The organism is Thalassovita mediterranea, from assembly GCA_019448215.1.
Lineage (GTDB): Bacteria > Pseudomonadota > Alphaproteobacteria > Caulobacterales > Hyphomonadaceae > Henriciella.
Genome location: CP080408.1, coordinates 641,112 through 652,390, shown reverse-complemented (window position 1 = coordinate 652,390; position 11,279 = coordinate 641,112). Strand labels below are relative to the sequence as shown.

The 11,279-nt window shown below is 60.5% G+C and carries 11 protein-coding genes; 7 read left to right on the top strand and 4 right to left on the bottom strand.

Going from position 1 to position 11,279, the window contains the following annotated elements; all coding sequences use genetic code 11:
• Positions 1 to 33 precede the first annotated feature (33 nt).
• Positions 34 to 969, top strand: a complete 936-nt coding sequence (locus KUV46_03170) for a LysR family transcriptional regulator (protein ID QYJ01404.1) — start codon at positions 34 to 36, stop codon at positions 967 to 969.
• A 47-nt stretch (positions 970 to 1,016) separates the two neighbouring features.
• Here the strand turns inward: KUV46_03170 and KUV46_03165 are convergent, their stop codons facing one another.
• The 3 genes from KUV46_03165 to KUV46_03155 form a co-directional block, all read right to left on the bottom strand.
• Positions 1,017 to 3,227 carry a S46 family peptidase gene (locus KUV46_03165; protein QYJ01403.1) on the bottom strand — a complete coding sequence of 737 codons (2,211 nt, stop codon included), beginning with the start codon at positions 3,225 to 3,227 and terminating at the stop codon, positions 1,017 to 1,019.
• A gap of 197 nt (positions 3,228 to 3,424) precedes the next feature.
• A complete protein-coding gene (locus KUV46_03160; GenBank protein ID QYJ01402.1) occupies positions 3,425 to 3,937 on the bottom strand; it encodes a hypothetical protein in 513 nt (170 codons plus the stop codon).
• A gap of 231 nt (positions 3,938 to 4,168) precedes the next feature.
• The gene (locus KUV46_03155) at positions 4,169 to 4,681 is read right to left on the bottom strand and encodes a hypothetical protein (GenBank protein ID QYJ01401.1); all 513 of its coding nucleotides are present in this window, start codon (positions 4,679 to 4,681) and stop codon (positions 4,169 to 4,171) included.
• A 219-nt stretch (positions 4,682 to 4,900) separates the two neighbouring features.
• Between KUV46_03155 and KUV46_03150 the strand changes: the two genes are divergently transcribed.
• Genes KUV46_03150 through KUV46_03125 form a run of 6 tightly spaced genes read left to right on the top strand, consistent with a single transcriptional unit; the run spans position 4,901 to position 10,308 of the window.
• Positions 4,901 to 5,143, top strand: coding sequence for a hypothetical protein (locus tag KUV46_03150; protein QYJ01400.1), 243 nt, complete (start codon positions 4,901 to 4,903; stop codon positions 5,141 to 5,143).
• The gene (locus KUV46_03145; protein QYJ01399.1) at positions 5,140 to 5,412 is read left to right on the top strand and encodes a hypothetical protein; all 273 of its coding nucleotides are present in this window, start codon (positions 5,140 to 5,142) and stop codon (positions 5,410 to 5,412) included. Before KUV46_03150 ends, KUV46_03145 begins: the two co-directional genes overlap by 4 nt.
• Complete coding sequence (locus KUV46_03140) at positions 5,405 to 7,102, top strand: amidohydrolase family protein (GenBank protein ID QYJ01398.1); 1,698 nt, start codon at positions 5,405 to 5,407, stop codon at positions 7,100 to 7,102. Before KUV46_03145 ends, KUV46_03140 begins: the two co-directional genes overlap by 8 nt.
• Positions 7,099 to 8,061, top strand: coding sequence for an alpha/beta hydrolase (locus KUV46_03135; GenBank protein ID QYJ01397.1), 963 nt, complete (start codon positions 7,099 to 7,101; stop codon positions 8,059 to 8,061). The genes KUV46_03140 and KUV46_03135 overlap by 4 nt, the downstream gene beginning before the upstream one ends.
• On the top strand, positions 8,058 to 9,578 hold the full coding sequence (locus tag KUV46_03130) for an FAD-dependent oxidoreductase (GenBank protein QYJ01396.1): 1,521 nt from the start codon (positions 8,058 to 8,060) through the stop codon (positions 9,576 to 9,578). Before KUV46_03135 ends, KUV46_03130 begins: the two co-directional genes overlap by 4 nt.
• 28 nt (positions 9,579 to 9,606) lie before the next feature.
• The gene (locus KUV46_03125; protein QYJ01395.1) at positions 9,607 to 10,308 is read left to right on the top strand and encodes a TetR/AcrR family transcriptional regulator; all 702 of its coding nucleotides are present in this window, start codon (positions 9,607 to 9,609) and stop codon (positions 10,306 to 10,308) included.
• A gap of 11 nt (positions 10,309 to 10,319) precedes the next feature.
• Here the strand turns inward: KUV46_03125 and KUV46_03120 are convergent, their stop codons facing one another.
• Positions 10,320 to 11,276, bottom strand: coding sequence for a formylglycine-generating enzyme family protein (locus tag KUV46_03120; GenBank protein ID QYJ01394.1), 957 nt, complete (start codon positions 11,274 to 11,276; stop codon positions 10,320 to 10,322).
• Positions 11,277 to 11,279 lie beyond the last annotated feature (3 nt).

The window sequence follows — 11,279 nt, the reverse complement described above, 5'->3', positions numbered from 1 at the left end:
TCATCTAATATTCTCTGTGGGAATGATTTAACAATGTCTAAAGAAGCTGTAGCCGAGCGCCATGTTCGGGACTTGAGGCGGATCGATCTCAACCTGCTTGTGGTTTTCGAGGCGATCTTCAAAGCTGAGAGTGTCAGCCAGGCCGCCCAGACGCTCGGCATGGCGCAGCCGACGGTCAGCAATGCTTTGAACCGGTTGCGAGAGCAGTTTTCTGACCGTTTGTTTGTGCGCTCTGATCGCGGGGTTAGGCCAACGCCGCTTGCCTTGAGCCTTGCCGGACCGATCTCGGATGCGCTGAACCTGCTGCGGAGCGGCCTGCAGGCAGAGGCGGACTTTGACGTCGCGACGGCAAACCGGCACTTCAAGCTGGTGCTGCATGATTATAGCGTGCCGTCTGTTTTGCCCCCGCTTCTGAAGCTGCTGGACCATCGCGAATCCAGCTGCAAGCTGGAAGTCATTACGCCGGACTGGCAGCGCCCGCATGATGCGCTGACGAATGGCGCAGCCGATCTCATGCTGGACGTGTACCCGGTGAAGACGCCGGGCCTTGTGTTTGAGCCGATAACGGATGTTGAGGCGGCCTATATCGTTCGCGAAGGTCATCCGGCCGTGACGCATGAGATGACGAGGGAGCATTTCGAAACGCTGGGGCACGCGGTGTTACAAACGCCAATCCAGCAGCGCCTGCAGGTGCCTCATATGTTGATGGCCGAACAGCTGAAGCGCAGGGAGGTGTGCATTCTGCCGAATGCGTCGGATCTGGCGCTGACCGTTGCGACGACTGACCTGATCGCGGCCGTCCCGAAACGCTTTGCAACGCTGGTGGCGCCGTTCTACCGTCTTCGGGTGCTGCCGGCGCCGTTTGATTATCCGAAGTTCAAGATGTTCCTGTCCTGGTCGAGTGACAAGAATGATGACCCCGGCCTGCGCTGGATCCGCAATGTGATCCGCAACATCTTCATCGACTAGTCGAAAGAGGCTGCCGCGCGAGGCCGGGTGTCTATATTCGGGCGAGCTTATTCGCCGCTGACGATGGTCATTTCCTCGATCAGGCGATCGGCGTCATCAACCTTGTCCATGACCCAGAGCATGTAGCGGGAATCGACATGGATGGTGCGCGTGGTGCGCGGGTCGAAGTCCCAGTCGGAATTCACGCTCTCGATCGTGCCATCGAAGAGAAGGCCGACCAGTTCGCCCTTGCTGTTCATCGTCGGTGAGCCGGAGTTGCCGCCGGTGGAGTCGAGGTCAGACAGGAAGTTGACCGGCACCGAGCCAAGCGTGTCGAGCGCGTACTGGCCGTAATCGCCTGCCTCGATCAGGTCGAGCTGGCGCTGCGGCGAGTTGAATGGCTCTTCGCCTGTGTCTTTCTCGGTGATGCCTTCCAGCGTCGTGAACGGCGTGTAGACAAGACCATCCTTCGGTGAGCCACCAAGGACGGTGCCGTAGGTGACGCGAAGGGTCGAGTTGGCATCAGGATAGGCTGCGAAGCCTTCGCTGGCCTGCCAGTCGATGATGGCCTGCATATAGTCAGGGCGCAGCGACGCCATGCGACCTGCGCGGTCCTTGGCGGCGGCTTCCATCTCGCGGTCAGTTTCATAAAGAGCAACGGCGAGTTCGATGAACGGGTCATTGCTGTCTTCGAAGAAGCCTGGCTCCTGCTCCATCAGCGAGAGGCGGAACTCGGTCTCGTCGAGCTCAGTTTCGGCGTAATAGGTATCGAGAATGTCCGACACCGCGTCTTCGTCCCAGTTTTCCGGCAGGCCGAGGGCTTCATCGAAGGCCGCAACCCGGACTGTGTCGCTTGCCGTCATGTAGTCCTTCAGGAAGAGCATCCACTCTGCCTTTTCGACGGCCGGGTCGAAGCGGCGATCAAGCGCCTGCAGACCCTGGCGGAAGAAGGTCATGTCGCGTTCCTGATAGCCGCTTTCACGCTCTTCATTCGGCTTCTGACGCTCCAGCGACAGACGGTAGAGGCGCTTGGCGGCAGACAGAAGCTGCGAGCGGTTGGCGTTGGAATAGCCCCAGTTCTCACGGCTGACCTCTGCACTCTCGGCGCTGAGGGCGTCGAGTGCAGCAAGCGTCTCTGCATAGTCTGTATCGCCGGTCTGCTCCGCAATCCAGGCGTTGAGCGCTTCTTCGCGCTCTGCGCGCCGGCCCACGAGGTCAACGCGGCGCGCGCCTTCGATCTGCCCGCCAAGGTTCTTCATGTAGTTGTTGAGACCGGCGAGGCGTGACTCATACTTGATGCGCGCGTCAGAGCCAGCGGGTGCTGCGTCTTCGATGGCGGCGATCCAGTCTGCGAGAAGCGCCTGAAACTCCGGATACTGCCAGTTGAAAGTCTGCTCGACCTCGGTGAGGCGGGTATAGCGCTGGGTGGAGCCTGGATAGCCGGCCGCCATGACGAAGTCGCCATCATTGAGGCCGCCCGCCGACACTTTGAGGAAGTGCTCTGGCTCAAACGGGACGTTTTCTTCGGCATAGTCTGCTGGCAGGCCGTCCGGGCCGACATAGGCGCGGTAGAAGGCGAAGTCGCCAGTGTGGCGCGGCCACATCCAGTTATCGATGTCGCCGCCATATTTGCCGATGCTGTCGCCCGGGCCGTAGACGAGACGGACGTCGCGGATCTCCAGACGGTCGATCAGCTTGTACTCAAGGCCGCCATAGAAAGAGGAAACCTGGCAACGGTGCCCGGCCTGCGCTTCACACTCTGCGACGATCGCTTTCTCGGCATTGTCGACAACGGCGAAGATTTCCTCACCCGACATGCCTTGCTCGATATTGCCGCGCACGCGTTCGGTGACGTCCTCTACATTCACCGTGACATAGACGCGCGTGCCGGGTGCAGCAGCGCGTTCGTCTTCAAGGCTGTCGGCCAGGAAGCCCGTTTCAAGGAAGTTCTCTTCCTCGGTGGAGTTGTACTGGATGGAGCCGCGGGCGCAGTGATGGTTGGTCACGACAAGACCGGTCGGCGACACGAAGCTGGCGGTGCAGCCGCCGAGCGAGATGACGGCGCCCATGGGGAATGCGGTGAGATCGGTCAGCGAGGCCGGGTCAAGCTCCAGCCCGGTTTTGCGAAGGTCATCTGCAATCTGAGGCAGCTGGTCCGGCGTCCACATGCCTTCCTTCGCTGATGCTGTCTGGGCGATGCCAGCAATACAAAGCGCGGCCACTAAAACAGTGCCAAGGCGCGCGCCCAGTTGTTTGGTCTCAGATTTTCTGGATGACATGAATAGCTCCGGTTTGGGCAAAAGGATGCAAATGAAACTATTCGTTATCCGCCCAATGGAGATGTCACAAGCCGGAAGCGGCAATGTGCCCTTGTCTGGCGTAAATGTTGCGCAACTGGACCGCGCTCACGCCTCGGCTCGTTCAAAAGAAGACGGCCGGAAGCGCGCTACGCTCCCGGCCGTTTCTGTCGTATCGACTAGTGGTCGCCCTGGATCACCAGCGTGACATTGCCGCGTCCGGACTGGCGGACATTTGCGGTCTGGCCTTCGCCGACCTGGATCACGCCGAGGCCGTTATAGGAACCGGTCTGTGTGGTGACGGCCGTGTGGCCGTTGCCGATCTGGGCGACACCGGTCGTGCTGTTGTAGGCGTTCTGATAGGTGTCGGCATAGTTGTAGGCACCGTTCTGGCCAACGACCGTGGAGTTGCGGCGGCCATGCTGAGCCACGATGGCGTCATTGCTTCTGCCGTACTGGCCAACGGTCGCGCCGTTACGTGCGCCGTTCTGATAGGTGCTGATGAACTGGCCATAGCCGTTCTGGCGAACAGACAGCGACTGCTGGTAGCCGGTTTGACGCCCGGCAATCTCGTTCGAATAGCCGGACTGGTTGATGCGCACATTGTTGCGCGACTGGGCGTCAGCGGTCGAAACAGTGGCGGCGATGGAAACAACGCTGAGCGATGCGGCGAGAAGAATACGGAGGTTCATTTTGAGTTCCTTTCAGGTTCAAGTGCACGCGAGGGACGCGTCACATTTTCCTGTTTAGGAAGCCGCCACTTAACCAAAACGGAGTGGGGCGTTCACCTTCCGCTCACCGAATTCGCCCGTATGTCGGGTGGCTGATCTGGTCACGCTCTGATGGCCTTGGAAAAAGCAAAAAGCAGGAAAGGCGGGCGGCCTTTCCTGCTTTATCGAAGCAGCCCGATTTCGGCTGCCTGTTTAGAAACCGCCCTGAATGACGAGCTTCACTTCACCGTCTCGCGTCTGGGTGACGTTGGTCGTCTGGCCGTTGCCGACCTGAATGACGCCGAGCGCGCTGTAAGATCCGGTCTGCGTTGTCACAGCCGTGTTGTTCGACCCCATCTGGGCGACGCCGGTAATGTTGTTGCTGCCGGACTGGTAGGTGCTGCTGCGGTTATAGGCACCGAGTTGTCCGAGAAAGGACCGGTTGCGCCAACCGTCCTGCGTCAGGGCCGCTTCGTTCCTTGCCCCATACTGGCGGATCGCAGCGACGGTCCGGGCGCCTCTCTGGGCTGCCTGAATGTACTGCCCATATCCGTCCTGCTTTACAGAGAGTGAGACCTGATAACCGCTCTGACGGCCTGCGATCTGGTTATTGGTGCCGGTCTGTTCGATGCGAATCTGACTGCGAGGCTGTGCGTCGGCAAGTGGGGCGGCGACAGCGACGGAGGCAATACTGGCCGAAGCGGCGAGAAGCAGGCGGAGTTTCATTTTCAATTTTCCTTTCAGGGTCGAGGGCGCGCTGGCAACGCGCGGAGATGCCTGCCTAGAAGGTCTGCACTTAACCAAGCCGGAGTTCGCCGTTCAGCCTGTGGTCACCTCCCGCGCCCACACGAAGCGACTTTCAAGCCTGCGCTGACGCAGCGAAAATGCTTGTGCGCAATATCAGAACATGTTCTAATTTTTGTCAAAATAGGACGGGAGCGAAACATGACTGACACCACACTATCGGTCGTCCGGAAATCCATCAGGCCGCAGGCTGGCGACAGCTGGGCCACGATTGCCGAGCGGGAATTGCCAAAGCTGAAAACCGAAGATGGCATTGCCAGCCTGCAGAGCTGGAACCTTCACGTTTATATGCGCGCGCCGGCGCCGGAAGGTAGCCCACGCGCCGGCAATCCGATCCTGCCGAGTGACGTGATCTTCATCGAACCACCCATGGCGGCCGCATGAGCGGCGCAATCATCAAGCACGTTCAGATCGCCGCCGCCCATGATGGTATCGCCGAACTTATAGTGACGCTCGCCTTCGAGAATGGTGGGCAGTCACTCGTGACGCTTGATGAGTACGCAACAAGCCAATTGATGGAGTCGACCGGCGCAGACCAGCCGGAAGACCTGACAGGAACCGGGTGGGAGCGTGTGCGCGACGCACTCGCCGCCTCTTCGGCCCGATATCTCAACGAAAAAGAACAAGACCAGAGGGAAACGCCCCATGTATGATCTCATTATCCGCAACGGCACTGTCGTCGATGGCTCCGGCCTGCCAGGCTACCAAGCCGACGTCGCTGTCAAAGGCAACCGCATCGCCAAGATCGGCAAGATTGCTGAAACCGCAGACAAGGAAGTCGACGCGGCCGGCAAGGTTGTCGCGCCAGGCTTCATCGACCCCCACACGCACTTCGATGCGCAGCTTCTCTGGGATGGCGCGGCGAAGCCTGCGCTTTCGCACGGGGTGACCACCATCGTGCCCGGCAATTGCTCTCTCTCGCTGGCACCCCTGAAGGCCGACCACCGCATGCGCCTTGTCGGCATGTTCAACCAGATCGAGGAAATGCCGTACAAGGCTTTCCGCGAAGGTGTGGTCTGGGACTGGGAAACCTTCTCTGAATATATCACGCGCATCCGCAAGGGCCTCGCGATCAATGTCGCGCCACTCGTCGGCCACAGTGTCATCCGTCTCTGGGTGATGAATGATGCGGCGACAGAGCGGACCGCGACTGACGCGGAAATCGCGGAGATGCAGGACGTCCTGCGCGAATGTCTCGACGCTGGCGCGGCGGGCCTTTCCACCAGCTATGTCGACATGGACGAGACGCTCCAGCCCGTGCCGAGCCGCTATGCCGATGCGCGCGAAGTTGATGCGCTCGCGGCTGTCCTCGGCGAGTATGGCCGCATGCTGCAGATCGTCCCGGAATTCTACGATCCGGACCTGACGATTGCGCGTCTCGACCAGCTGGCGGAAATGTCGATCAAGTATCAGATCCCGACGACCTTCTCGCCGCTCTTCGTGAACTCGGACAATGTCGATGCTGTGGACAAGGTGATGAACCGCGTCGATGAGCAGTTTGCGCGCGGGGCCCGCGTGTGGCCGCAAGTCCAGACGCGCCCGATCGACATCTCCTTCTCCTTCGCCGTGCCGAGCCTCCTCTTCATCCGCTACCCGAACTGGTATCGGATCATGCGCTTCGGCACCCCGGCGGAAATCAAGGCGCACTTTGCCGATCCGGAGAACCGGAAAGCACGTGCCGCTGAGGTTGCGGACGCCAAAGACCTCTGGCCGCGCCTCGTGCTGCGTCAGGTCAAGACAGAAGCCAACCAGAAATATGTCGGCAAGACGCTCGCTGGCATCGCTGCCGAGCGCGGTGTCACACCGGTCGAAGCCATGATCGACATTTCGGTTGAAGAGGACCTTGAGGCGCATTTCCTCGCGGCTGACATGGGTCACAATAATGACGACAAGGTCGTCAGCCTGCTGAAGCATCCCCGCGTCCATATCGGCGCGAGCGACGGCGGCGCGCACATCCTGTCATTCTCGACCTATGGCGATACGGGCTACCTGTTCGGCCACTTCGTTCGCAATCTGAAGACCATGCGGCTTGAGGATGCGGTGAAGAAGGTAACGTCGGACACGGCGTCCATCTGGGGTATTCCGGAGCGCGGCCTTCTGCAGCCGGGCTATATCGCAGACATCGCCGTCTTCGACCCGCAAACGGTTGACCGCGGTGTTGAGAAGTTCGTCCAGGATGTGCCGGGCGATGGCAGCCGCTATGTGCGCGATTCACATGGCGTCGATACGGTCATCGTAAGCGGTGGCATCGCCTGGTCGGCTAAGGGCGGCTATCAGGAAGCCCGCGGCGCGGTCCTGCCGGGCGAGACGTCCCAGCAGCCTGAGCTGGTCGCAGCCGAATGAGCTGGCCCGGGGTGAGCGAGCGCCGGGTCGCAACAAACGGCATAGAGCTCAACATCGCAGAAGCAGGGGAGGGGCCTCTCGTCCTGCTTCTGCATGGCTTTCCGGAGTCGTGGTATTCCTGGCGCCATCAGTTCAAACCGATCGCCGATGCTGGCTATCACGTCGTGGCACCGGACATGCGCGGCTATGGCAAGTCCGACAAGCCGCATGAGATCGAGGCGTACAATCAGGTTGAAGTCCGCAAGGACATTATCAATCTGATCCCAGCGCTTGGCTATGATGAGGCAATCGTCATCGGTCATGACTGGGGCGCGCCGACGGCGTGGGCGACGGCCCTCCATCATCCAGATAAGGTGCGTGCAGTCGGGGCGCTGTCGGTGCCCTTCATGCCGCGCTCTCCGGTCCAGCCGATGCCGGCCATGCGCGAGATGTTCAAGGGCCAGTTTTTCTACCAGCTCTACTTCTTTGAACCGGGCGTCGCCGAGGCTGAATTCGAGGCCGATATCCGAACGGCGTTGAAGAAGTTCCTGGTTCTTGCGGGCGGGGAGACGGACCTCACACAACTCACGCCGAAAGGCCCGGACGACGACATGTTCAGCAGTCTGCCAGATCCTGAAACGCTTCCGCCATGGCTGAGCGAGGAAGATCTCGACTTCTATGCCGGCGAGTTCGGGCGGTCAGGTATGCGCGGGCCTCTAAACTATTATCGTAACCACGATCTTGCCTGGAAGCTGACCGAGGGCGCGCCTGAGCATATCGACCAGCCCGGTTTCTTTCTTGGCGGGGCCAATGATGGGGTGATCATGATGGCCGCTGAGGCCTATCAGGCCATGCCAAATTATGTGCGTGACCTGCGCATCAATGAGCTCATCCCTGGCATCGGACACTGGACGCAGCAGGAAGCGCCGGAAAAGACCAATGAGGTCATTCTTCGCTTCCTGAAGGAGGTGGATGGATGACGGAAACAGTTCTCGTCATCGGCGCAGGCATTGGCGGGCTCTGTACCGCGCTGTCGCTTGCGCCAACCGGTCGGCAGATCACAATACTGGAGCGGGACGCGCCGCCGCCAGCTGATGATCCGGACGTGGTCTTCCTGGACTGGCACCGGCGGGGTGCAGGGCATGTCCGTCAGAGCCATGCCTTCCTTGCCCGGCTTCGCAACATCATCAAGCAGCATCACCCAGACCTGCTTGAGGAGCTGAAGGCCCTCGGCACACGCGATCTCACCTTCGACATGATGCTGACCGAGCAGCAGCGCGATCGATATGAGCCGCTGCCAGAGGATGCTGATCTTACAATCATTACCAGCCGCCGGACGACGCTCGAGCTTGCCATTCGTCGTTATGTTGAAGGGCTGGAGAATGTAACGATCCGATCCGGCTTCTTTGTACGCAAACTGTCCACCCGGGCAGGGGAAGGCAGCCTCATCAAGGTTTGCGGTGTGAGCGGAGAAGAGAATAATGAGCCGGTGGTTCTCTCTGCCGACATTATCGTCGATGCCAGCGGCAAGTCAGGTTTCCTCATCCAGCAGCTGATGGATGAAGGCGCGGCAATCGCTGAAGAGAGCGAGACGGCGGGTATTCTCTACTTCACCCGCCACTACCGGCTGAGGCCGGGACAGGATGAACCGTCGCGGACGGAGAACCCGCCTGCGAGCGGCGATCTTGGCTATATCAAGTTCGGTGTGTTTCCTGGCGACAATGGCTGTTTCTCGGTCACGATTTCCGTGCCTGAGGTGGAGCTGGAGCTGCGCAAGGCGATCATGAACCCCGACGTCTTCCACGCCATCACGCTGCAGCTTCCAGGGATCGAGCCGTGGACCAATGAGAGCCGTTCCGAACCGCGCGGCAAGGTGCATGGCATGGGAGACCTTCATAGCCGCTGGCGGGACATGGTCGTCGATAATGTACCGGCGACGCGCAATTATTATCCGCTCGGCGATACGCTGGTGAGAACTAACCCACTCTATGGCCGCGGGTGTTCATTCGCGGCTGTGAGCGCAGAAATGTTGCGCGAGACGCTGGAAGAGACGTCGGATGCGACCGAGCGTCAGCGTGTCTATCATGCAAAGCTGCGCACAGAGCTTCGGCCCTATTACATGAACCAGCGTGCGCAGGACCGTTCTGCCATCAAACGGGCTGAAGCTGCCTTGACACCGGGCTACAAGAAGAGCTGGCGCGGCAAACTGGTGGAAAGCTTCTTCGAGGATGGCGTACGGATCGCGCTGCGCTCTGACGTCGATCTTCTTCGTCAGGCGATGCGGGGCTTTCACATGCTGGAACATCCCAACAAATGGCTGGGCAAACCCGCAAATTTGGGACGCGTGCTCTGGTACTGGTCGCGTGGAAAGAAGCGGAATGCGGCAGCCTATCCACCCAAGCCCGGGCCGGAGCGCCAGCAGATGATGGTGGCACTTAACCTCGACCCAAAGGCCGATATGCGCCAGACACCCGTTGAGGCCGGACTTGCGGCCTGAGGGATCGGCAGTGAAGGGGCTTCAAACCGTGGAAGACTTGGGCAAGCGCGAGCAGGCCAAGGCGCGGCGGCGTACTGATATTGTGCGTGCGGCGCGCGACCTCATCCGCGAGACGGGCGAAACCGACCTCTCCATGCGGACGCTGGCACAGCGCGCAGGCGTCAGCCTGTCAACGCCCTACAACCTGTTCGGGTCGAAACGCGCTGTCGTACTGGCCGTGCTTGAGGATGAGCGCGATTTCGCTGAGCGTTTCCGCAAGCTTGATAGTGGCAACAGTATCGACCGCATCTTCGGCGCGCACGACCTTGCGTTCAGCTATTATACAAGCGACCCGGAATTCTATCGCACGCTCTGGCGCGCGCTGCTGTCCACCTCCGGACAGGATGACACCGGGCTTGCAACACCAGAGCGGCTCGCCCAGACGCGCGCGATCTGGCTCGGCCTTGTCAGCAACGCCGTTCGTGATGGCTATCTGGCGGAAGATATCCCGGCAGAGCTGATTATGCAGTCCATGGCGCATGTGACCGGCGGCGCGCTTCTTTCGTGGGCGATGGGAGGGGTATCGACCTCTGCACTGACGCCCACGGTCGGCATCGGCTATGCGCTCTGTCTGAAGGGATCAGCAACGCCGCAGGGGCAGAAACTGCTTCAGTCGAAGATCGAAGCGTATCAGGCCCAACTCTCAAAGGCTGGCCCCCATATCACTGAGCGCGCCCCGGAAACCCTGTAGGCGGGTCATTTCTAGTCTCTCGCAGGAACGTCCCTCACGAGGCGAAAGCCGATGTGCGAGGTCGCGAAAGCGATGTCCTGGGCCTGTCTCGCTGCAGGTCTGAAGCGATAACAGAACGATGTGCTGCAGAGATAAGAGCCGCCTCTTATCGTCACGACCGGTATGCCGGGCTGAGCCGGATCAAAGCCGGCCGGCTGGGCGCGGGCCTGATCTGCGCGGCGGTAGGATGGCGCATACGGGGTCGCCGTTAGCTCCCAGACATTGCCGATCATGTCATAGAGGCCGAACTCATTCGCAGGATAGGTCCCGACGGGGGCGAGACCTGCGAAACCGTCGTCTCCGGTATCCTCTATGGGAAAGATGCCTTGCCAGGTGTTGGCCAAAGGACCTGAACTTCCTTCGCTGTCCGGGTCCCAGGAGAGCAGCCGACCTTCATGACCGCCGCGGGCCGCATGTTCCCACTCCGCTTCCGTCGGAAGGCGTCCGCCTGCCCAGGCTGCAAAGGCTTGCGCATCTTCCAGCGTTACATGAACGACGGGCCAGTCGGGCGAAGTGTCATCGCTCGCTGCCGCTCCGGCTGGCGCGCGCCAATTGGCTCCGTCAATAAGCTTCCACCAGATTGGATTGGCCGTTCGCATGCGCTCAGGCGGTGTGAAGACGGCAGACGCTGGCGGAACGTCGATGCCGGGGCCTTCTGGTTCATCGGCCCGCCATCCCCTTTCTGCCCGGGTGACGTAGCCGGTCTCGTCAACGAAACGGGAAAATTGCGCATTCGTGATTTCAGTTTGCGTCATTTGCAGAGGTTCGACGCATGCCTCGTGGACCGGCGCCTCTTCCGGATAAGCCCTCGTCTCGCCCATCTGGAAACAGCCGCCCGGAACGTCGGTCCAGACAAGATCACCAGCGCTTTCCGCCGCTGCTGAACTGGCGACAACGAGGAGTGTGATGGAGCAGGACCAGGCTTTCATGAA